The following is a 22458-nucleotide window of genomic DNA, read 5'->3' as shown; positions in this document are numbered from 1 at the left end:
GCCTTACGGCGGTAATACCTGTTTTAAGACCGCCTCGTAACGAGGAACGACGCTACTGACGTCGAATTGCGCTGCGAGCGAGCGCGCGACGCGGCTCAAAGCAGCGCGTTTCGGCGCGTTGCTTACCAGATCTGCGATCGCCTGGGCAAGCGCCGCCACGTCCCCTGCGGGGACGAGAATGCCAGCGCGGGTTCCTTCTAGGATGTCCCTCCCGCCGTCGGTAGCGGTGCTGATGACCGGTAGACCAACGGCCAGCGCTTCGGTGATAACGATGCCAAAAGGTTCCCAGTGGGAAGCGAGGACAAAAATGTCTGCCTGCGCTAACCAGGCGTAAGGGTTGGCGACCGCGCCGGGAAGCAGGATCTGGTCCGTCAACCCCAACTCTTCCCGCAGCGCTTCGAGGCGCTGCCGCTCGGGCCCTTCCCCCAAAATCACCAGTTCTAAATCCTGCGGCGCCTCCTTTGCTGCTAACGCGAAGGCGGCTATCAGGTCGTGGTGGGCTTTCTGTGGGGCCAGCCGGCCGACGGAAATGAGCCGCAGCCGCCCCGGCGGTTTTGGGGGTATCCCTGCCACCGGTTGACTTTTCAGCTGCTCGATGGTTGCTAAATCAATGGCGTTGGGGATGACGGTGATCCTTTCCTGCGGCGCCGCCAGGACCCTGGCCGTCTTTTCCGCCACCCCCTGGGAAATCGCTATGTAATGGGCCACCTGCGGCGGGATGAAACGCTTGACCAGCGCGGCCCGCAGGCCGCCGAGCCACCTGGTGGCGAAATCAACCTCCAGGTCCGACTGGACCGACCAGACGAGCTGCGGCTTATGCGCCAAGCCCCGGAACGCGAGCGCGCATACCAGCGTCGGCAGCCAGAGGAAGGTGAGCACCAGGTCAGGCGCGTGCTGGCGGAGAAAGCGGCGCAGGGCAGGGACCAACTTCGCCGCCCAGGTGAGCTTGGCCGCCATCCCCTCAGGCTGCTGAGGGGCAAGCGCGGCGAGCTGGACGCCCGCAGGGACGTCACGGCAGAAGAGTCCTTCTTTAGCCAGCAAGAGAATGGTGGTTTCCCACCGCGCAGGGTCCAGGTGCCGGGCCACATGGAGCATCTGCCGCTCCGCCCCGCCAACGGCAAGGTTGGTGTTGAGTAAGAGCAGATGTTTTGCAGCCAATCTCGGCTCCGCTCCACCTTCACGCAAATTTTCTGTCTGAGAATGCCGCAAGTTTTACCTTCTCAGTATACTACGGAGAACCGCCTCGTGTTAGGTGGAATTTAAGGTTTACGAGTTTCTGTAAATCTGTAAAAGCATATCGGATAGATGCCCCAATGAAAGATGGCGTTCGGCAAAAAGGCGCGCGTTGCGGCCCAGAAAGAGTCTCTGGCTCTCAGGCATCCGGTATAAGTCGAGAATCGCTTCGGCTAGCGCACGAGCGTTTCCCGGCGGTACTATAAAACCGCAATCCGCCTGCCGCACCACGGCTGGCTGGTCGTTAACTGCCGTAACGACAACGGGCCGCCCCGCGGCCAAGTAGGCGGAAAGTTTGAAGGGGTACTGGGTTTCCGTGGCCGGATGCCCTATCCGCGGGGAAAGTAAGACGTGGCAGCGACTCAAGTAGCCGGGGGTCTCCGCGCGGGATATTGGTCCTGTAAAGGTAACGTTGGGGAGACCGATCCCCAGGTAGCGTTCCTTAGGGAACCCCATAAGGAGAAAGTGGATTTCCGGGTGGGGTTCCAGGATCCGGGAGGCTTCAAAGATGGTCGCCAAACCCTGCCAGAAGCAGTCGTTGCCGCAGTACCCGACAACGAAAGGTGGTGAAGGACGGGGCTCCTTGTAAGAGAAGAGGTCCAGATCAACCGGCCCCCACAGGACATGGATTTTCTCCGGACGAGCGCGGTATATTCGTTGGAGCAAATCGCGCTGGGTATGGCTCATCGCTATTATCGCATCGGCATGCTTAGCGCCCCAGTAGTCGAGAAATCCCAGCGCCAGCCGTTTACCTATTCGCAGGTCCTGTTGTTCGAAGTAAGCCAAACCGTGCATTTCGAATATAAACCTGGTGGAAGGGTGACGGCGCTTGTAAAGCGCTGCCGGCAGCGCGGCGACGGTGGTAATCGCGTGGATAACATCCGGCTTTATCGCTTCCAACTGTCGCAACGCCCGGCGTGTGTACCGGAAAAACCCTAACCGGGAAAATTCCCGGCCCTTGCTGTCCCCGCCTCTATCTCCGGAACAGGTTGTTGAGGCCGGGCTCCCTGAATCTCCCGCCTCTGCGATGACGTGAAGAGCCACCTTTTGCCCGATTGCCTGGATATTAATGCGGGCGCGGGTTGGTGTTGCTCTGGGCGACGCGAGGTTTGCCGGGTAAAGAACCGCCACCCTTAGCTGCTCTCGTGCGGTCACGTTTGTTTTTCCTCCGGCCGTCTCCCGGTTTTCGTTTGCCGTGGTAACTTCTGGCGCCTCGCGGCGATCACCCTTTGGAAACTGGCGTCCTGCGCGGCACGCTGCTCTGGTGTGGCGTAGATGTGCGATTTCCGGAAGATTCCGTCTTCCTTAACAAACGCGACATCCGCCTGGGCCAGCGCCCGGTCAAGGGGGCGGTACTTAAGGCCCCAGATGTCGTAGGGCACAAACCCCCGCTCCTCCATAAACTTCATAACGGCGTTAAACTCCGGACCGCCGTGGAAAAACCGGAAGAACGATGTTTCGAGAATAACGTACTCAGCCTCCTGCAGAGCCTTTTCCGCCCCTTTGAGCACCTCCAATTCCGCACCCTGAACGTCTATCTTGAGCAAATACGGTCCGGCGGTGTTGTATTCCTGACAGAGCCTGTCCAGCGTCATAGCAGAGACGGTTCTCGCGACCCCGTCTACCGCTGGTCCTTCTTTTTCCCGGTAGAGCGATGAACCTACGAGGTCTTTATGAACATAAATGGCAACAGAACCGTCTCGCACGGTAGCAGCCACCGGGATGTACTTTGCCCCGGGAAGCTGGCGTACGGCTGCAGTGAGAAAGGGTTCATATTCTTTTAGCGGTTCGATCAGGAGGTATTGCGCCTCAGGGAAGATCCGCGCACATGCCAGGCTGAAGTCACCGAGGGCCGCGCCCACATCAATGCAGGTACGGGGCTGCCAGCCTTGTTTCCGTACTTGGTGGAGTGCTCCGAGGAGAGAGTTCCGGGGAAAAGGGTCTTGGCGGGAGACCCGCCGCAATTCGAAACCCATTTGTAAGAATGCCTTTTTCACAAGGCGGTTTACGATCTCTTTCAAGGCAGCCTCCTAACAGTACACTAAAGGAAATAAACGGCGTGTTTTCTCCATACCCCGTTATCGGAAAAAATAACCTTTCCTTTAGAAAAGCCCAGGCGTGGCAGGAGGAACTGGAAAGGTTTAGGCACCTTGTCTGCCGGTAAAGCTTGGGTAAAGGATAAGAATTTGCGGGCGGTAACTCCAAGTCGGGTAGGAGGCCGCCCACCGTAACGCCTCAAGACTTCTCTTGCCTCCGCCGCGTATTCCTTCCGGTGGCGGATTGCCCGCCGCCCCTCATGGTTGCGAATCCCGCCTAACGGGACGGCAACCCCGTACAATTCGGCGTGCTGCCAGAACCGTGCCCACAACTCAAAATCGGCAGCCAGACTAAAACCCACGTCAAGGCATCCTCCAGCCCGTTCCCACAGGGTTCTGCGCCAGAAGGTTGATTCCTGCTGGATTTTCCGGCCGGACAGAAAAGCCCGGCGGCTGAAGCCTGGCAAAGGCACACACTGCACCGCCCAGCCTTCTTCGTTCCAGGTGAGCGGGTAGAGGCTTGAGATCCATTCTACGTCACTAAAGTTGCGAAATATATCCGCAACGACGCACAGGGTCCAGGGAGGGTACAGGTCGTCCGCGTTAAGCCAGGCCATAATTTCACCGGTGGAGCGGGCAAAGCCCTTGTTGAGCGCGTGGTATTGTCCCTCGTCGGGTTCGCTCACCCAGTACGCCAGGTGCTTTTCGTATTTCCGGATGATTTCTACCGAGTTGTCGGTGGAGCCTCCGTCAATGATAATGTACTCCAAGTTGGCGTATCCTTGATTCAACACCGAGCGGATGCACTGCTCCAAAAAGCGCCCCTGGTTGTATGACGGCGTCACCACACTGATCCGCGGCCACCGGTTTTCCATAACTGTTTTCTCCAAGGCCCCCCGGCATCTTTTGAACTGGCCCGTTTTTATTACTTCGCCAGCGTAAACAGACTTCCCTTTCGGCAGATTGGCTTTTTAGTGCTTACCTGTATTCCTTGCTTGGGCCAACTCCTCGTACCAGGCAAGGTACGCCTCCACCTGCTTGTTAAGGTCAAACCGTTCCCTGGCGTCTCTGGCCGCGTTTTCGCCCAGTCTTTGCCGCAGCTCTTTATCTTTCAGCAGGGTGACTACCGCTTCTGCCATAGCAACTGCGTCGCCTTGGCGCACCAGTATTCCGGTCGCTTCTTCCGGGGTGTAGGCGTTAAATTCTGGTCCGATCGGTTTCCCGGTATCCGGGGTGAGCCTTAACCCCTTAACCTGCTCGGGAATGCCGCCCACCGCCGTGGCCGCCACCGGCGTCCCGCAGGCCAAGGCTTCGAGCACCGTGTTGGGGAAGGTATCGGCCCGGGCAGCGTGGATGTATAGATCCGCAGCCTGGTAATAGCGGGCTACCACCCGCGTATCCTGCTGAAAGGGTATGAAAACTATACGAGCTTCGCCGGTTTGCTCCGGGGGGGCCTCTTCGCCTAAGGCGACGAACAGAAGCTGTCTTTGCTTTAGGCTTTCGGCCACCTTCATAACGGCTGCGCGAAGCATTGCGTAATCCTTCCATATGTTGCCGCGGATGGTGTTGGCGGTAAAGAGGAGTATCTTTGCTTCCTGCGGCAGGCCGAGCGAAGCCCGCGCTTCCCGCCGGTCGGCGGCTGGCTGGAAAACTGAAAGGTCAACCCCGTTCGGGATTACCCGGCATTCCACTGCACCTTCCATCAGCATCGAGTCTTTTACTTTGTCCATCAGCCACCGGCTCGGTGTGGCGATGTGCAGGCGGCTCTTCCGGTAGACCTCCCGTTTGCGGTGCCAGTTTTGGGCCGTGGCGTCCCGCTTGACGACGGGAGGAATGCTGAGATCTGGGCAATTACCGCAGCCGGTTTTCCAGCGTTCACAAGCAAATGAGTGCGCGCAGTGGCCGGTCAGGAGCCACATATCGTGCAGGGTTAGAATCACCGGAACCTGCCGGCTGAGCCACGGAAGCGCCTGCAGGTCGAAGTAGCCGCCGTGCAGGTTGTGGCAGTGGACGATATTGGGTTGCTGGGGCAGCGTATCCAGCAGGTGCCGGGTGCCGGGGAAGTGAAAATCTTCGCGCCCCCGCCACCGGTCCAATAGGCGCGAGGGTTCGCCGAGGCGCCCTATCTGGTGGAAGAGCCGGTAAAGGGTTTTAGTGCTGGGGCCGAACTCCCAAGCGGCTACAAAGTCTCTTACGCGGAACCACGTTTTTACCCAGAGGTTCCGGTAATCATCATTGGGTATTAACAACACGCTGGGGTTGTCGCTCGTTTTCCGGCCTACAGCCAGCCAGGCGCGATAGCCCCGGAGCTGGTAAGCCCGGTGGAGGTTCAAAGCCACCCTTTCCGCGCCGCCTGCGGTGTCAGAGGTACTGACCTGTAAAATAACTGGCCTCATCCTTAGAAAAACCCTTTCAGCCTTCGGGCAAATTCCGGGCCGTCCCAGTCCCGGACGAGGAACCGGGGCAACTGGAAGCGGTCGGTTTTTTGTGTAACCGGTTCCGGAAAGTTAGCGCAGGCGCAGACAAAGCCGGCCTGCCGGACTATCGCTAAGGTTTCCGGGGTGTAGTCACCTTTTGCGCCGTAGGGGTAAGAAAAACTGGTTACTGGCTGCCCTAATATTGATTCTAATCGCCGCCTGCTTTCTGCGATCTCGCGGTGCTGTTCTTCGGGCGGCAGCGCGGCGAGCACCGGGTGGGTTAAAGTATGGGCACCCACCATCACCAATCCTCCCGCTGCTAACGCCCGTACCTCCTCAGTTGTCAATGGCCGGTACTCGGGCCGGCCGAGAGGACCTGCGCCGGTTATAGACACCAGCTCCGCCAGCACGGCCTGCCTTGCTGCTTCGGTCAGAGGTCGGAGGAGGGCGCAGAGCTCCCGGTAGCATTTATGGCGCGGTGTGGGATCGTCTTTTAGGGTAATATTCCAGTAGCGATACCGTTCGGGTCGGAATCTCTCCGGCCTTCCGGTTCCTTCTAAGGACCACGAATACTTCCTGCCGTTGATGGTTAATTCCAGCCTTTCCGGCAAGGCATCCGGCAAAAGTAACAACCGTTCCAGCTCGTCCCACCAGAATTCGCGGCGATTATCAATTTTCCCCGCCGTAACGAAAACCGTTGCCGGCACCGCGTATCTTTCGAGGATGGGTTTGGCATGGTGGAGGTTATCGGCGTAACCGTCGTCGAAGGTAAGCACTACCGCCCGGTCTGGCACTTCTCCTTGCTGCAGGGCTTCGCTCAGGGCGGTGAGGCTTACCGGCTGGTAGTTCTGCTGGACGTGGGCAAGATGAGCGGCGAAATGCGCGGGTTTCACGCAAAGCAACTGGGGATCGGCAGCCACTTCGGCAACGCGGTGATATAACAGGATGACCGCCTGCGGCCGGACACGCCGGAAGAAGCGGCTAATACCCCGGCGGATATGCCCCGTTCCCCTCAGCCTCATTGCCCCGCCCCTTTTTCGGAGTTTGGCAGAGGCTTTACCGCCCGCACGGTGATCAGTAATTCGTAGTCCGGGTCGTTGAAAGCCAGCTCTGCCGCGGAAAGCTCCTCCGCTGCGAGCCCGTGGAGGAAGGCAACGGCGGCGGTTACGTTCCCGTGGGCATTCACCTTAACATTTTCCGGCGGAAAAACTTCTGTGAGCAAACGGCGGACGGAGAGAGTGGTGAAGCGCCAGTACTCTCCCCACCGGTCCATATCGTAGCGACTTATCTGGCTGATGCCCGGAACCGTGGCCAGAAGCACACCGCCCGGCTTGAGAATCCGGTAAAGCGTCCGGATGGCGGCCTTAACGTCATAGATGAATTGGAGCGTTTGCGTCAGAATGACGCAGTCGAAAGCATTCGCCGGAATATCATCGGAGCGGGTTAAATCAGCCACAATCGTCGCCTTGGGGTTGTCTCCGGTTACGTGAAGGATATCGGAGCGGGTGACCCGGCGGCCGCCGTACTTCTTGGTGTAAAAATCATCGCCAACCTCCAGCACCCGCCCCCGGACGTCGGTAGCATGGTTGCTTAGGAATTGCTCGATGTAGTGCCGGTCGACCGGCGTGCCTCTGTCGAGGCCGAAAACCCGGCAAACAGGCGCGGAACGCCGGAGGTCGCCGAAGTTTACCCCTCCTACCGGGATCTCAAGCTTGAATCGGCGCCACTTTGCCTGCCATTGGTTGCGAAGGAAGGCGGGTAAAAGAGCCTTTAGGGCCGAGCGGAGGACGGGTAGCTTTTTCTGTTGGTTGGCGGCAGCTTTACCTTTACCCATCACCGTTCCCCTTTACGTCTTACGGGTCCATCTGGCGGACGTAAATCAGAAGAAAATAACGGCTCTCCGGCGTCAAACAGGGTAGAGAGGTAATGGCATTCAAATATACCCAACTTTTTTCATTGCTTCTCGGAACTCGCGTTCTATTAATTCAGCCACCTTGGGAGACATCTCTTCCCGCCATCCATCAGCCGTGCCTTTTCTTATAAAGCGGCCTCTTAAACCGAGTTCCCCAGGAAAGGACTCCGCACCATATTTTTCTTCTTCAGCTCGCATTTCTTTGAATTCGCCACGCTTTACAGCTATCGCTATCACGTTAGGATTAGGTGATATCTCGAGAAATGTTGCTAAGTCTTCTAATACCTTTCGGCGATCTTTCAATAATTCTTCGTATTTCACGATCCTGACAGCGTTCTTTTCGGCACGCTTTAGCCATTCTGAAACTTGCTTGTCCCAGCGGATCAGCTGGGGTTCAAATCTTCTAATGCAACCATTAACCAGGTATTCTCGGACGAACTCTTCCATACTCGTTTGCGTATCTCCGGTAACAACGCGGTAGTGGTGGTAATAGGAGGTGAGTACAGCTCTCGGGTCGCGAAGAATATAAACTGTTTTCGGGTACAGTTCCGGGTAAAGCGGCCATTCATTTCGAAAAATACGCGGGTTGGGGATATCTTCAAAGCGGGCTATCGCACCATCGCTGCCATGGATGACAGGGATGAATTCTTTCAGATTTGCTAAAGTAACTTGATGTTCCAAATCTTTATACAGAACAATGGCTAACATATAAGCTAGCCAGGTGTTTCCTGACTTCGGATGCCCAACCAAAAATACATCCGTAGGCCTCAGATGGTCTTGGAAGAGCCTTTTGTCTCGCTTTTGATGGTAGAAACTCTGCAAAGGATTAATAACCTTTTTTAGGATTTCCAGTAGCCCTGTTCTTTCCATATTATTTGTTCTATCTCCTTGGACTCAGATTGAATATATTTGCCAATCGTCGCGCGTGGCCTGCAACAGAGAAGTGCTCTTCGAATCTCACCCTAGCATTCGTAGAAAGCCGCTGATACAAGTCATTATCCGAATACACTTCAAGAATCCTATTAGCGAGAGCCCTGGCTGAACCTTCAGGATAGATAAGCCCTCCCTCTCCAACAACATCTGGTATCGAACCGGAATCAGATCCAACGACGGGGATACCACACGAGAATGCTTCAGCGATTACCCTTCCAAACTGCTCCTTCCATCTGGGAGTCGTAAGTGATGGGACGACTAGCAAATCGATCTCCGAGAATAATGCCGATAGTCCTTGAAGTAGTCCCATATGGTGAACCCGTGGATTTGCCAATAGACGGTGGAGTATGTATTCTTCTCCCGCTCCTGCCGTAAATAGTTTAATCTCTGAAGGCAAGAAATCAAGCGCCTCCAAAAGAATCAGAATCCCTTTTTCCGGTGCCAGTCTACCCGCGAAACCGATTCTGAACTCGCGGTTCGTCGAACGCGGCTTACTGACCCTCTCGACAGGAAGGTTAGGCAAGTAAGTTACAAAGACCTTTTTCCGTGAGATCTTGAGATCTTTCTCCAATGCATATGCTGTAGATTTTGAACTTGCCAGGAAACCGGTGATGCGGTGCAACAACAATCTATTCTTTATCGCACGAGGTCCTCTCCCTAGATGCTGATAGTTGTCAACAGCGGCTTGGTATATCCTGGGACTGCACGAAAAGAAGTACCACCTGCAAATTTGTCGCGTAACTTGCTGTAGAGGCTCGCCGTGAATCCATAATAGATCGGGCTTATAATGATCTAAAAAAGCTTTAAGCTTCGTCTCATCGAATCCGGAAGCTGGCCTTTCAACGTCTTTCAACGGGATTAAAGTAACAAAGTCGGGACAATCCTTTAAACCAACCGAAGCGGGGGTCAGATAGCCGGATGCGTCATAGACAGGAGATATTTTCGCGCGTGGTGGGGCTACGACCGCAAAATCGACGTCATACCTTTCCCGGATGTATAACACAGTCTGCCACCGGGAGGGCATAAAAGATGTCCAACTTACAAGACAAACCTTAGGATGGTCTCCGTCCAACGTTAGACCTCCTGGGACCTCTTAAAATACTAGGTGTTACGCATCAGCAAGTCGATATAAGATATCCTGATAGGCATCATTATGAGATAGAATTGCCACAGGCTTATAGAGAGGGCGCAGGAACCTTTCTATCTCGTCCTTAGAACGCACTTCTATAAGAATAAAAGTAGGTCTGTATCTGTCGAAATCGATACCCTTGAGTACATTTAGCTCATAGCCTTCTACATCTAATGAAAGGAAGTCTATTTTACCAACTGAGTGCTGATCAAGAATCGAAGTCAAAGTCCGCGCCGGCACCTTCAATTCATAGGTCGAAATACCTTGGCACTTGCAGCCTTGCTCAATGTGGAGTTGCTCTGTTTCTGGTGATCCTAGTGCTCCTTTAACAAGGGACATAAGATTGCAATATCGCATTTCCACGAACCTTTTCTCGTAGTCAAAAGAAACCAACGCACAACTTTCGACAATGCATCTAGGCCTATTCATTCTGCATTTGTCAGCCAGCTCAGGTATCGGCTCAATTAATATCCCAGTCCAATTCATGTACCTCTCAAAATACAGCGTATTACTTTGTGATACGCCATCATTTGCACCGGCCTCAATGAAAAAACCGTTTCGAAAATTCAAATAGGGCCTTAGCTTCAGGTCCAGTTGGTCAAGAGCAAAGGATTTCTGTCCGGCAGCTAAACGAAATCTCTCGAATAATTTAGTAATGATGCTTATCATTTTACACCCCTTTTGTGCCTTTTCCATTCGCCCTTTTAACATCCCACTTACCGCTTACCAGGAAAGGAGTGTTCCCTTCAAAGCCTTTCCTGCCTGTGCCGTAGAAATCACCGTCCTCAACATCCAAATAGCCTACTCCGTCCTGCGGCCAGTCAGCTTCCTCTCCATTAACAGTTACACGTGCACCTATACGGTAACGCCCCCTCGAAATTGGAAAGTGCGGGACGTAGCAACGGAAGGCACCTTCAGAGGGCACGGTTTCAAAGGTTTGCCCAACGTATGAGCTATATAAGACGAAGAGCATTTGGTCTTTATCAGAGTGCAGAGAAAAACCTATATCAACGTTCGTGGGTATTTGTCCCTCCTGACATCGGAACCCAAATACGAACACGAGATCCATTCCGCTCCGGACAACTTCCAGTCTATTCCCCTTGTGATCTTCAACATGAAAGCTCGTCAGTCTTATTCTTCCGTTCCCCGACCGGTCTGTTCGTTCAGACAATGGAACTTTGCCTATAGCAGATGGAAGCACCTTTGCAAGATAATAGTTAATAACTGACTGGGAATCGCTTTGCTCGATGATTTTCCCTTTTTCCATTAGTAGGGCCTTACCGCATAGATGCTCAACAGCAGCCATATTATGACTCACAAACAACACTGTCCGCCCTTCCTTTGCCACATCGCCCATCTTCCCCAGGCACTTCTTCTGAAACGCCGCATCCCCCACCGCCAGCACCTCGTCCACCAGCAGGATCTCCGGCTCCAGGTGGGCGGCCACGGCGAAGGCCAGGCGCACGTACATGCCACTGGAGTAGTGCTTCACTGGCGTGTCTATGAACTTCTCTACTTCAGCGAAGGCCACAATCTCATCAAACTTGCGGTCTATCTCTTTCTTTTTCATCCCTAAGATGGCCCCGTTAAGGTAGATGTTCTCCCGCCCGGTCAGCTCGGGGTGGAAGCCGGTTCCCACCTCCAGCAGAGAGCCCACCCGTCCGTGGATCTCGGCGTAGCCCTCGGTGGGCTCGGTGATGCGGGAAAGAATCTTCAGCAGCGTGCTCTTCCCGGCGCCGTTGCGGCCGATGATCCCCACGACTTCGCCGCGCTTAACTTCGAACGAAACATCTTTGAGCGCCCATATGTAATTTTCGTCACGGATTCCGTTTCCGTTTGGCCCCGAGCGGCGGAAAACCGAGGCGGTGGCGCGAAACGGGGCCGTCAGGCCGCGGGCCAGCACGTCCCGCAGCGCCCGGTAGGGTTCCCGCTGCCCGATGCGGTAGCGTTTGCTTAAACCTTGAACCCGGATGGCGATGTCGCTCATGATCCCTCAGTTCTTGATTGTGATCGCCGGATGGTAAACCGCAGCCGCTTTGGAGGTCTGCTTATCAGGTTTCTCCGGCAAAAACTTTTTTTCGATCAGATACAGGATGACTTTGCGCGCGTTTTCCTCCGGCGAACAGTCTGTTGTTTTCAAAATGATCTCGGGCGCCACCGGAACTTCGTAGGGGTCGTCTATGCCGGTCAGGCCCCTGATCTTGCCCATTCGGGCCCTGGCGTACAGACCCTTTGTATCGCGCTTTTCGCAGACATCCAGAGGCGTGTCGACAAAGATTTCAACAAAGCGGTCCTTGCCGACCATATTGCGTACCTGGTTGCGCGCGGCACGGTAGGGACTTACAGCCGCGCAGACTACCACGCCGTTGTGCCGGACGATTTCGGAAGCCACGAACCCGATACGGAGCACATTCGTATCCCGGTCCTCTTTCGTGAACCCGAGCCCTTTGGAGAGGTGGGTACGCACAACGTCCCCGTCCAGAAAGGTAACTTTTCTCCCGTACTCTTGTAACATTAGCGTGACGATTTCCGCGATTGTTGATTTGCCGGCGCACGGCAGTCCAGTAAACCAGAGGCAGAACCCCTGCTGGTGGCGCGGCGGGTACGCGTTGGCGATGATCGCGGCAACTTCCGGACGCATTGCCCCCCGGGGTGGCCTTTTGTAAAGCAATACTTTTACACCGATTTCGTTGCTATGTTCGGTGAAAAATTCTTCTATTTCCACCGGGGCGAAAAACCGTTCGCTTTCGGTATCTAACCCGTTTATACACGCCGCATCTGCCAGGAGAAGATGGTCGCACCCGTAGTTGCGCTGAATTATTGCGTACCACAAGATTTCCCGCACTCTGGCTAACCGTGTTGCCAGCGGTAGGAAATTAAGGATGGTCCGCTTCCGGTCGTAGTATTTTTCGGCCAGGAGCTTGTACGTCCGGAGGCGGGTAAAAATGTCTATTTCACCGGGCCGGGTTGGGTCAGCAACCCCTTGGAGAACAAGGGCGCCGCCAGTTTCCTTCACCATTTTTTTTATTGTTTCTTCCTCGGTTTGGTAAATCAGGCCCCTGGTTTGAAAGGCCACCGCCCGCGAATATCCCGCAGATTTCAGCCATTCGCGCACTTCCGCGGGGGTCCGGTAGAACTCTGTAAAATTGTAATGTCGCGGTGTATTGAGCACCCTGAGGGGGCCGGAGAGGCAAAATCTGCCCCAAGAGAGCATTTCTGCCACTACAGGGTGCCGCGGATCTGTTGTGCCGCAGATCAATGCTGCTTCGCGCGAAATGTCCCTTTCAAACTTCTCCTCAACCTTCATAATTGCTACTATTTCGTTTTTAGGACTCCGGAGCGCGATCTCGTCGCCGGTGCTGATGTCGTTTTCTTTAACCGATAAAGCAACAGGAAGGGGGAAAAGCAGTCCGTTTGTGAGCCGCATTTCTTCGAGGACACGGGTGTAGTCGCTTTCGCCGATGAAACGGTCGAGAGGCGAAAAGGCTCCGGTAGCCAGGAGCTCAATATCACACAGCAAACGGGGAGTAAGCCGGAGTGACGGGAGGTTTTTCGCCCGTTCCAGCAGTTGGGCATGCTCCTCTTTTGAAACCAGAAGGTTGACTAAGTTGCCCCCGTAAGGGGGGATAAGTCTCGGATTGCAGTTTGCCATACTTTTCGCCCTTTTTGCGGAATTATAAATTAGAGTTCCCACTGCCCGATGCGGTAGCGTTTGCTCAGGTTTTCGACACGATAGCGATATCGCTCACTACCAAGTCCATGCTGAATATCCGTTTATAATTATAACACACTGAGCTCATTACAGAACTTCCCAGCGCCTTGCCTGTCCAAACAGGTGCTACACCACGTCGGCAATCGTTCCCTCCATTTTCCGGAAGTAAAAAAGCCCCCCGGCAAGCACCAGCAATACCGCCGCCACTGAAACACCCAGCAGGGTAGGGGGGTGTCCCTGGCCGAGCACCGCCCAGCGGAAGCCCTCGATCACGCCGGCCATCGGGTTGAGGCCATATAGCACCCGCCACTTTTCCGGGATCAGGCTGCTCGAATAGGCCACCGGCGAGGCGAACATCCAGAACTGGATGAGAAAGGGCACCACGTGGCGGACATCCCGGTAGATGGCGTTGAGCGCTGCCAGCCAGAGCCCTACTCCGAGCGCGGTCACCACCGCCAGGAGGAGAAAAAGGGGCATAGCGAGTATCGCCGCTGTGGGAAAGACGCCGTAAAAGAGCATCATCCCGATGAGGACGGTAAAGGCGATGCCAAAGTCTACAAGGCCAGAAAATACCACCGAGACCGGGAGGATGATCCGGGGAAAGTAGACCTTGGTGATCACCCGCTGGTTTTCGACGATGGTATTGGTTACGCTGCTCAGCGCGTTGGCAAAATACATCCAGGGGAGCAGGGCTGTATAGTAAAAAATGGGATAGGGGAGCCCGTCGGAGGGCAGGCGGGCCAGGTGGCCGAAGAAGAGGCTGAAGACGACCATGGTGAAGAAGGGCTGGATGATCGCCCAGGCCGCTCCGAGAACCGTCTGTTTGTAGCGAACCTTGATGTCCCGCCAGATGAAGAAATAGAGCAGTTCCCGGTACTCCCAGAGCTCGCGCCAGTTGATGATCCGCCAGCCCCGGGTGGGTTTGATCACGGTTACCGGTGGCCCTGCCGCCTTCCCCTGCCCCATATCAGGTCCCAAGCCGGCTCCTCGTTTCGAGGTACCAATCAATTGTCCGCCGCAGACCTTCTTCCAGCGGCGTTTGGGCTTTAAACCCGAAGTATTCTTCTGCCCGCCGGGTATCCAGGCGGCGGCGCGGCTGCCCGTCGGGCTTGGTTGTGTCCCACGTGATTTGGCCTGCGAAACCGGTCAGTCGGGCAATTAGCGCGACGAGTTCTTTAATGCTTATTTCCTGGCCGGAACCAAGGTTGACCGGTTCGGCGCCGTTGTAGCGTTCCGTAGCCAAGAGGATGCCCTCGGCGGCGTCTTCTACATACAGGAACTCGCGGGTCGGGGAGCCGGTGCCCCACACCTCGATCTGGCTTTGGCCCTGCTCCTTCGCCTCTACGCACTTACGGATGAGCGCCGGGATAACATGCGAGGTCTCGAGGTCGAAGTTGTCCCGGGGCCCGTAAAGGTTCACCGGAAGCAGGTAGATGGCGTTAAAGCCGTACTGTTGCCGGTAAGCCTGCGCCTGCACTAACAGCATCTTTTTGGCCAGGCCGTAGGGTGCGTTTGTTTCCTCCGGGTAGCCGTTCCAGAAGTCTTCCTCTTTGAACGGCACGGGCGTGAACTTAGGATAGGCGCAGACCGTTCCGACGGCCACGAACTTTTCGACGCCCGCCCGCCAGGATTCGTGCATGAGCTGCACGCCCATCATCAGGTTGTCGTAAAAGAATTCGGCCGGGTGGGCACGGTTGGCGCCGATACCGCCGACGCGCGCGGCTAGGTGAATAATCACGTCCGGGCGTGTTTCTCTTAGGAGCCTGCGGATTACTTCGCGTTCGCGCAGGTCGTGCTCCCGGCTCCGGGGAACGAAAACTTCGCGGCACCCGCGTTCCCTCAGCTTCTCAACTACGAAGGAACCCAGGAATCCCGCGCCACCGGTGACCACGACCCTCTTATCGCGCCAGAAACTCATTGGTCGAACCCCCGGGAATCATTATTTTGGTGCAGAGCAGTCACGGCTCCTTCCCAGCGGTGCCAGCCGGAGAATTTCTCTTGCAGAATGCGCTTTCCCTCGCCGGGCGGGGTCAGCCCGGCGGCTTCGATATCGGCGTCAACCATTATCCGGACCAGTTCTTTGAAGGTAACCTTTGGCGACCAGCCCAGCTTCTCCCGGGCCTTGGAAGCGTCGGCCAGGAGGAATTCTACTTCTGTGGGCCGGAAGTAGCGGGGGTCGATTTCTACGTGCTCTCGCCAGTCTAACCCCGCATAGGAAAACGCCTCTTCGAGAAATTCCTTCACCGAATGGGACTCGCCGGTGCCGATCACGTAGTCGTCCGGCTCGTCCTGCTGGAGCATCAGCCACATCGCTTCTACGTACTCCGGCGCGTAGCCCCAGTCCCGCCGAGCCTCGAGGTTGCCGAGGTAGAGTTTCTTCTGCTTGCCCGCCAGGATATTCGCCAGGGCGCGCGTGATCTTGCGAGTGACGAAGGTCTCGCCGCGCCGGGGACTTTCGTGGTTGAAAAGAATGCCGTTACAGGCCCACAGGCCGTACCCCTGACGGTAGTTGACGGTCATCCAGTAGGCGTAAACCTTTGCCGCCGCGTACGGGCTGCGGGGGCGAAACGGTGTTGACTCGTTTTGCGGGGCGGGCGCGTCCCCGAACATCTCGGAACTCGACGCCTGGTAGAATCTTGTTTTGATGCCGCTTCGCCGGATGGCCTCAAGGATACGCGTAGTGCCCAGACCGGTCACGTCGCCGGTATATTCGGGCATATCGAAACTCACCCTAACGTGGCTTTGGGCTCCTAAGTGGTAAATTTCGTCCGGCTGGATGTTATAAATCAGGTTGGTTAACTGTTCGGAGTTTGAAAGGTCCCCGTAATGCAAAAAAAGCCTGACGTCCTGCTCGTGCGGGTCCCGGTAGAGATGGTCAATACGGTCGGTGTTAAAGGTACTTGCCCGCCGGATGAGACCGTGCACCTCATACCCCTTGGCAAGCAGCAGCTCGGCAAGGTATGAGCCGTCCTGTCCCGTAATACCGGTAATAAGAGCTCGTTTCATTGCTCACCCCGTCAGACTTCTGGAGCGAACTCACGCCGGGATCTCCGGCGCGCGCCTCTTTGAGTATACTACACTAAATTATTCGGGGAAAAGAGCCTTTTTCCTGGCAGGTTAAATACCGCCGCCGTTTTGTCTTTCAAAAAGTTGCTTTCCGGCGGGCGGAAAGCTGTTTAAAGAGCTCCGTTAACCGCCCGGCAAGGCCCTCGAGGCTGTGAAGCCTTATGACGTTATTCCGCAGGTAGTTTCCCATCTGCACCAGTTCGGCCGCTTCCATTTGCAGAAGCTTGTGCAGTTTCGCAGCTAAATCTTCCGGGTCGCCGCAGCGGAAAAGGAGCCGGTCCGCGTATTCGCCGAGCGTTTCCCTGAAGCCTTCATTTGCGACCAAGCAGGGCCGGCCGCAGCTCATCGCTTCCAGGACGACCTTGTCCCCCGAGCCAGTCGGGGTCAGGTTCACCTGCAGTGTGCAGCGCCGGTACCAGGGCGGCAGTGCCGTCATCGGCACCGGCGGCTCGAAATGGACAACATCCTGTAGCTCGAGTCCCTGCGCCAGGTCACGGAGGGAGCGGGCGTAGGCTTCGCCCGCCGCGCCCGCAGGACCGCCGACAATGACGACGCGGAAAGGTTGTCCCCACCGGTCGCGGAGTAAAGCTGCTGCCTTCAGCAGTGTCGGGTGGTCCTTCACCGGCGAGAGGCGCCCCGCACAGAGAATAATGGGCGGTTCTTCGGGCGGCGTTCCGTCCGGGGCAAACAGGTCGGTGTCTATTCCCTGGCCGACGACCGTCAGTTTGTCCTGTTTGTAGGGATAAGCCTTCGCCAGGCTGGCTACCATCCGGTCGGAGAGGTGGTGGGCCAGCTTCAGTTTCCAGGTAAGCGCCGGGTGGGCATACCACGTAACGATAGGAACGCCTTTTGCCTTGAGCACCGGGGCGGCCAGGATGGTGAATTCCGGGATCATGTGCGAAAAACAGGCATCAATCCGGCGCTCCCGCAAGATCCTGAACAGGTGCCGGTAGAACTCCAGGATGCGGTGTGGCTCGCTGTAGCCTTTCTCTTTGCCCGCGGAGTAAACCCGGACGTTGCCGGGCACTTCTATCCGGCCGGCCCGCATCGTGATCACGTCAACAGACGCCACCCGCTTGGCCAGCGCCTGGATCCAGCGGGTGGTGAAGCCCAGGATCGGGTCGTCAGCGTCTGTCGCGAGGTTGAAAAGCAAAAGGCGCATCGGGTTTTGCTCCAGGCGGGAGGGGCTGCTGCTGTTAACACTCGATTTTATCAGGTGTCACACGCCCCTTCTTTGTCCGGTCAAAGTCGGTGTCTTTCAAAGTCATTCTACCATTACGGGGCTTGCCCTGTCTATTGCCCGGATGGAAGCGTTTCTATCGCCTTCGCGAATAGCTCGCGGTACGCCTGTTGGTAAGCGGCGGGTGAGAAAAACTTTTCGGCAAACGCCTTCGCGCGCTTTCCCATTTCTGCCGCTTCTTCCGGGTGGGTGAGGAGCCAAGATAAGCGGTCTGCCAGGGTCTCGGGGTCGCCGGGAGGGACCAAAAACCCGGTCACACCGTCCTGCACCATTTCCGGTATGCCGCCCACCGCGCTGCCGATAACCGGCTTGCCGGCGGCCATTGCCTCGAAGACGACGCGGCCGAGCGCTTCGGAGAGCGAAGGCAGGACAAAGACGCGGCAGCGCGCCATATAGCGCGCCAGCTCCTGCTGGGGGACTTCGCCGGTGAATTCGACTCTTTCGTTCAAGCGCAAGGCTACCACCTGTTGTCTTAGTGCCGCGGCATACTCCTTGTTCTCCTCCCGCCCGGCGATCCACAGCCGGGCTTCTGGCAGATGCTTTATCACCTTGGCGAAGGCGTCGAGAAGGACGTGAACGCCTTTAAGCGGAGTTAGGACGCCGGCGTAAAGCACGGCGGTGGCTGGCGGTTCTGGTGAGGCGTTCAGGAAGGCTTCGATATCCGTCCAGGCGGGAAACTGAACGATGGGCTTTCCGGGCGCCCACCGCTTAAGCTGTTCTTTCGTCGAGTCGGAGACGGCCCGGAGTATATCCGCGTGCTTGAAGGCGTAACCAGCCGTCCACCGCATCAGTATCCGGTAGAGCGAGGGGAGCTTCACCCGCCGCTGGAGGAAGAGGCTCTGCTCGAAGTCCCCGTGGCTCTCGACGATGAGGGCTACCTGCCGCCCCAACAACCCCGCGAGGCGCTTGGCCACGGCACCCGCAAAGCCTTCGTAGGGGCTCTGGGCGACGATTATGCGGATACCGTGCCGCAGGATAAGCCAAAGGGCCAGCGCCGCACCGGCGGTAAGCATCAGAAGGTAGCGTAGTCCGGCAAGCGGCAGGCGCGGCAGGAGGTAGAACCGGGCATGCTGGCGGAAGCGGCAGGGTTTCAGGTTCTGTGCGAAACCGATAACAAAGATGCCGGCTGCTTCGGCCAGTAGCCGGAACTTCTTTTCGCTGGTTGCGTCGAGCGGTTGGCTGTAGCGGGTACCGCCAAGGAAACAGATTCTAAATTCCCCTGATTCGCTCATGAGCTATCCTTTTTTACAAATATAAAGGCACATATGCCCAGCTACTACTCTGACAGGCGAGCTTTCTAAAGTAAGAATAAGACCCTGTTTAATAGTGCTTCTTATTGTTTTCCATTGTAGTTTTCGGCTTTTTGCTAGGCTTTCTTGTGTTTCCGGGCAGTCAGGGTTAATTATGGCCAAGGTGCGTTTTGTCATGGTATCCAAACCAGGGATTATTTCCTGTAAGGTTTTGAGGGTTGTGTAGGGATAAGCTCGGAGTAATTCAAATCCTGCTGATTCAAGCATGGTCTGCATTTCTTTTTTGCTGAAACTCCATTGGTAGAAACTATGCCCAGATGTGTTCAATAGAGATTCCAGATCTCCGTGAGGCGAAAAAAGATATCGGAGTGGGTTGAGGTAAGGTACACTACAGAATAGCAAACCATTTTTCTTTAAGACTCTATACGCTTCATTTAATGCTTTACCCGGGCCATCTTCAAAATGTTCTACTACACCCAAAGAGATGTAACCATCAAAGGTACTCTCCTCATAGTCCAAGGTAAGGACATCCCCTTTTCTCAAAATATTATGGTTTAAGCCGTATAATTGGCGTCCCCGTTGGATACCGACCTCGCTGGTGTCTACGCCAAATGCCTTGTAGCCATACTGGCAAAGGGCAAAAACCCAGTGTCCCAAACCGCAGCCGGCTTCTAAAAGTTTTGCTCCCTTGGGGAGGTGTTGGATTATCAATTTAAACACTTGTTGTCGTTTTACCCAGGATACCATCTTTTCGGGCTGGATTTGCCTTTCCCAGGTTTTATCCCACAACCCTTTTAACTCAGCCCGGGGTTTTAACCAAAGCAGCCTCTTATAACCCTCCTTGGTCTGTACGAGCCAACACAATTGCTTTTTGGCCATTTAACCTTCTCCTCTTCCTGCCACATGTATCTTAGCCAATCATTTTTATCTGTCTATAGGTGAATTTCGATGGTTTTCAGGCGCAGCGTGGATACTCGAGCGGCTAAAATTCTTTGCTACTTTGAGGAGCACAGCTTCAGTCTGGTCAATCATACCCTCTTTGTTGAACTTTGTTTGTACCAAAAGCCGGCCTTTTTCGATAAGCATTCGGCGTAAGTCAGGGTTGTTGATTAAGCGTGCGAGCGCCTTCTGTAAGGCCTGCACATCGTCTGGCGGAATCAGCAAGCCGGTTTCGCCGTCTTGCACGACTTCCGGCGTACCGCCGACGGCGGTGGCGATAACGGGCAAACCCACTTGCATTGCTTCCACAATAACATGGGGCAATCCTTCGTATGAAGAGTTCAGCACAAAGATGTTACAGGCGGCCATCAGGGCGTGCGTCTCCTCTTTGCTGCGCTGGCCTGTAAAATAAACCCTCTTGGTGAGCCCCAGTGATTGCGTTAAAGCCTCCAAACGCTGTTTTTCGGGACCGTCGCCCACCACAACCAGCCCGGTACCGTTTAACTCAACGAGTGCTTCGATTATTGAATCCACGTGTTTCCACGGGACTAAACGCCCCACGGTAATTAACTTTGCGGGTGTGGCAAGCGGTATCATTGCGGGTTCAACGCTTCCTAATGGTTCCGCAGCGTTATAGACCACTTTACACCTGTCTTCGGGTACACCCCAGCGGGCGATAATCTGCTTTAGATACCGGCTCGGCACGATCACTCTGTCCGCCTGGCGGGTGGCCCAGGAACGCAGCCATTTGTTGAGTTCGGCCGGCCACGGCTGGCGCTTGCTCTGGAACGCTTCGAAGTTATCTTCAGTCCAGCCCTTGCGGGTGGCGCGTTCCCAGGCTTCATCGCCGACGATTTTCATCACGAGCGGCTTCCGGAGAAGCTTGTTAGCCAGCGCCGTTTCGAGGTGCATTCCGTTGGCGTAGATGACGTCGGCCTCCCGCCCGTGCCGGATGATCAGGCGGATGAGGGTAAAAGTCCGCCGCCACAGGGGAAGCCTGCGGTTGACCCGAACCACTGGAAAGGGGTACTGGCGGTCATCGTAACCCAGGTCCTCCGGTTCACTGGTGGTAAGCACTTTTACCTGGTGTCCCCGGGACGCGAGCGCCCCGGCGATCAGCGGCACATAGGTTGCCGGGCCACCGATATCCGGGGGGAAAATGCCGGTAACGATTAGGATCTTCATTAGCTTATTTAAGCGCACTCCTCTTTGTTCTGCGAGCTAAATCCTGCCGGGGCTTGAGGGAATTTTGCACGACCTCTATTTTCTCACAAGCCCCAATAAATTTCTCACAAGCCCCAGTAAATGGCGCCGGCGCTGGTGATAGCGTCTTTGGGCAGAACGCGGCGGACGTCAACGATAACGCCGGGACCAGCCGTGCTGTCGAGGAGCTTAATGTAGGCGCCAGGCCCCTTTTCGCGGAAAGCGCGGTGGGGCACGGCCAAGATGACGGCGTCGTAGCGCTCTTTCCCGGCGAAGGGGTCGCTTACGGGTTCAAGCCCCAACTGCCGGATTTTTTCCGGTTCTATTAGGGGGTCGTAAACGACCACCGAGACTCCGTAGTTCGTTATTTCCTGCACCAGATCCGCCACCCGGCTGTTGCGCACGTCCCGCACGTTTTCTTTGAAGGTGACGCCGAGGACCAGGGCCTTCGCGCCAAGGACGGCTTTGCCGCTCCGGATCAGGAGCTTGACCGTTTGCTGGGCGACGTAGAGCCCCATCTGGTCGTTGATCCGCCGGCCGGCTAAGATCACTTCGGGGTGGTAACCGGTTTCTTCGGCTTTGTAGGTGAGGTAGTACGGGTCCACCGGAATGCAATGGCCGCCTACCAAGCCCGGTTCGAACGGCAGGAAGTTCCACTTAGTGCGGGCTGCCGCCAGGACCTCACGGGTATCGAGGCCGAGCCGGTGGAAGATAAGCGCTAGCTCGTTCATCAGCGCTATATTGAGGTCGCGCTGGATGTTTTCGATCACCTTGGCGGCCTCGGCGGTTTTGATATTGGGTGCGCGGTAAACCCCCGCTTTGACCACCAGGCCGTAAAGCCACGCCACCTTTTCGAGGGTCTCTTTGTCCTGAGCGGCTACCACTTTGACGATTTTTTCGAGAGTGTGTTCCGGGTCGCCCGGATTGACGCGCTCCGGCGAGTAAGCGATTTTGAAGTCTCTGCCGGCCTTAAGCCCGGAGGCTTCTTCAAGGATGGGCAGGCAGATCTCTTCCGTTACGCCGGGGTAGACGGTAGACTCGTAAATAACGATGGCTCCGGGTGAGAGATTTTGCCCGACCAGGCGGCTCGCGTTTGTTAGGTGGCTCAGATCAGGCCGCTTGTGGGCGTCCACCGGCGTGGGCACAGCAACGATGATAAACTGCGCTTTACGCAGGGCTGCTGGGTCAGCGGTAAATGTAAGGTGGGGCGATTGTAAGTCCGCCGGCGCCGCCTCACCGTTGGCGTCAATGCCCTGCCGGAGGGCCTCAACCCGGCCGGGGTTGATATCAAACCCGATGGTCCGCGTCTTTTTGGCGAAAGCCGTCGCTAAGGCGAGCCCCACATAACCGAGCCCTACGACAACGACGCACGGCATATCTTCCATGGA

The 22458-nt window shown here is 56.0% G+C and carries 20 protein-coding genes; all 20 read right to left on the bottom strand.

The window, feature by feature from the left end; translation table 11 throughout:
* Nucleotides 1-3: 3 nt before the first annotated feature.
* Nucleotides 4-1158 (bottom strand): glycosyltransferase, encoded by a 1155-nt coding sequence (locus EDD75_RS06370; RefSeq protein WP_123929712.1) that lies wholly within the window; start codon nucleotides 1156-1158, stop codon nucleotides 4-6.
* A gap of 108 nt (nucleotides 1159-1266) precedes the next feature.
* Nucleotides 1267-2388, bottom strand: coding sequence for a glycosyltransferase family 4 protein (locus EDD75_RS06365; protein ID WP_123929709.1), 1122 nt, complete (start codon nucleotides 2386-2388; stop codon nucleotides 1267-1269).
* A complete protein-coding gene (locus tag EDD75_RS06360) occupies nucleotides 2385-3254 on the bottom strand; it encodes an FkbM family methyltransferase (protein WP_123929706.1) in 870 nt (289 codons plus the stop codon). The genes EDD75_RS06365 and EDD75_RS06360 overlap by 4 nt, the downstream gene beginning before the upstream one ends.
* A 20-nt stretch (nucleotides 3255-3274) precedes the next feature.
* Nucleotides 3275-4144 (bottom strand): glycosyltransferase family 2 protein, encoded by an 870-nt coding sequence (locus EDD75_RS06355; protein ID WP_123929703.1) that lies wholly within the window; start codon nucleotides 4142-4144, stop codon nucleotides 3275-3277.
* Between the two features lie 96 nt (nucleotides 4145-4240).
* Nucleotides 4241-5665, bottom strand: a complete 1425-nt coding sequence (locus EDD75_RS06350; RefSeq protein ID WP_123929700.1) for a glycosyltransferase — start codon at nucleotides 5663-5665, stop codon at nucleotides 4241-4243.
* 2 nt (nucleotides 5666-5667) lie between these two features.
* Nucleotides 5668-6708 carry a polysaccharide deacetylase family protein gene (locus EDD75_RS06345; protein WP_123929696.1) on the bottom strand — a complete coding sequence of 347 codons (1041 nt, stop codon included), beginning with the start codon at nucleotides 6706-6708 and terminating at the stop codon, nucleotides 5668-5670.
* Complete coding sequence (locus tag EDD75_RS06340) at nucleotides 6705-7520, bottom strand: methyltransferase domain-containing protein (protein ID WP_123929693.1); 816 nt, start codon at nucleotides 7518-7520, stop codon at nucleotides 6705-6707. The genes EDD75_RS06345 and EDD75_RS06340 overlap by 4 nt, the downstream gene beginning before the upstream one ends.
* Before the next feature lie 99 nt (nucleotides 7521-7619).
* Nucleotides 7620-8468 carry a sulfotransferase domain-containing protein gene (locus EDD75_RS06335; RefSeq protein ID WP_123929690.1) on the bottom strand — a complete coding sequence of 283 codons (849 nt, stop codon included), beginning with the start codon at nucleotides 8466-8468 and terminating at the stop codon, nucleotides 7620-7622.
* A 10-nt stretch (nucleotides 8469-8478) separates the two neighbouring features.
* A complete protein-coding gene (locus EDD75_RS06330) occupies nucleotides 8479-9603 on the bottom strand; it encodes a glycosyltransferase family 4 protein (RefSeq protein ID WP_123929687.1) in 1125 nt (374 codons plus the stop codon).
* A 36-nt stretch (nucleotides 9604-9639) separates the two neighbouring features.
* Nucleotides 9640-10329: an FkbM family methyltransferase gene (locus EDD75_RS06325; protein WP_123929684.1), complete on the bottom strand. Its 690-nt coding sequence runs from the start codon at nucleotides 10327-10329 to the stop codon at nucleotides 9640-9642.
* 1 nt (nucleotide 10330) lies between these two features.
* Nucleotides 10331-11647, bottom strand: coding sequence for an ABC transporter ATP-binding protein (locus EDD75_RS06320; protein WP_123929681.1), 1317 nt, complete (start codon nucleotides 11645-11647; stop codon nucleotides 10331-10333).
* A gap of 6 nt (nucleotides 11648-11653) precedes the next feature.
* On the bottom strand, nucleotides 11654-13312 hold the full coding sequence (gene cysC / locus EDD75_RS06315; RefSeq protein ID WP_123929678.1) for an adenylyl-sulfate kinase: 1659 nt from the start codon (nucleotides 13310-13312) through the stop codon (nucleotides 11654-11656).
* Between the two features lie 186 nt (nucleotides 13313-13498).
* The gene (locus tag EDD75_RS06310; protein ID WP_211328118.1) at nucleotides 13499-14350 is read right to left on the bottom strand and encodes an ABC transporter permease; all 852 of its coding nucleotides are present in this window, start codon (nucleotides 14348-14350) and stop codon (nucleotides 13499-13501) included.
* Nucleotides 14340-15290: a GDP-L-fucose synthase family protein gene (locus EDD75_RS06305; RefSeq protein WP_123929675.1), complete on the bottom strand. Its 951-nt coding sequence runs from the start codon at nucleotides 15288-15290 to the stop codon at nucleotides 14340-14342. The genes EDD75_RS06310 and EDD75_RS06305 overlap by 11 nt, the downstream gene beginning before the upstream one ends.
* Nucleotides 15287-16378: a GDP-mannose 4,6-dehydratase gene (gene gmd, locus EDD75_RS06300; protein WP_123929672.1), complete on the bottom strand. Its 1092-nt coding sequence runs from the start codon at nucleotides 16376-16378 to the stop codon at nucleotides 15287-15289. Before gmd ends, EDD75_RS06305 begins: the two co-directional genes overlap by 4 nt.
* A gap of 136 nt (nucleotides 16379-16514) precedes the next feature.
* The gene (locus tag EDD75_RS06295; protein WP_123929669.1) at nucleotides 16515-17600 is read right to left on the bottom strand and encodes a glycosyltransferase family 4 protein; all 1086 of its coding nucleotides are present in this window, start codon (nucleotides 17598-17600) and stop codon (nucleotides 16515-16517) included.
* A 131-nt stretch (nucleotides 17601-17731) separates the two neighbouring features.
* Nucleotides 17732-18910: a glycosyltransferase family 4 protein gene (locus EDD75_RS06290; protein WP_123929666.1), complete on the bottom strand. Its 1179-nt coding sequence runs from the start codon at nucleotides 18908-18910 to the stop codon at nucleotides 17732-17734.
* 3 nt (nucleotides 18911-18913) lie between these two features.
* The gene (locus tag EDD75_RS06285) at nucleotides 18914-19807 is read right to left on the bottom strand and encodes a class I SAM-dependent methyltransferase (protein WP_123929662.1); all 894 of its coding nucleotides are present in this window, start codon (nucleotides 19805-19807) and stop codon (nucleotides 18914-18916) included.
* Nucleotides 19808-19852: 45 nt separating this feature from the next.
* Entirely contained in the window at nucleotides 19853-21070 is a 1218-nt protein-coding gene (locus tag EDD75_RS06280) for a glycosyltransferase family 4 protein (RefSeq protein WP_211328117.1), read from the bottom strand.
* 86 nt (nucleotides 21071-21156) lie between these two features.
* Nucleotides 21157-22455 carry a nucleotide sugar dehydrogenase gene (locus tag EDD75_RS06275; RefSeq protein ID WP_123929659.1) on the bottom strand — a complete coding sequence of 433 codons (1299 nt, stop codon included), beginning with the start codon at nucleotides 22453-22455 and terminating at the stop codon, nucleotides 21157-21159.
* Between the last annotated feature and the right edge of the window lie 3 nt (nucleotides 22456-22458).

Origin of the sequence: Thermodesulfitimonas autotrophica (genome assembly GCF_003815015.1) — a bacterium.
Taxonomy (GTDB): Bacteria; Bacillota; Desulfotomaculia; order Desulfotomaculales; family Ammonificaceae; genus Thermodesulfitimonas; species Thermodesulfitimonas autotrophica.
The sequence above is the reverse complement of the archived record's forward strand: the minus strand, read 5'-3'. Positions and strand labels throughout refer to the sequence as shown.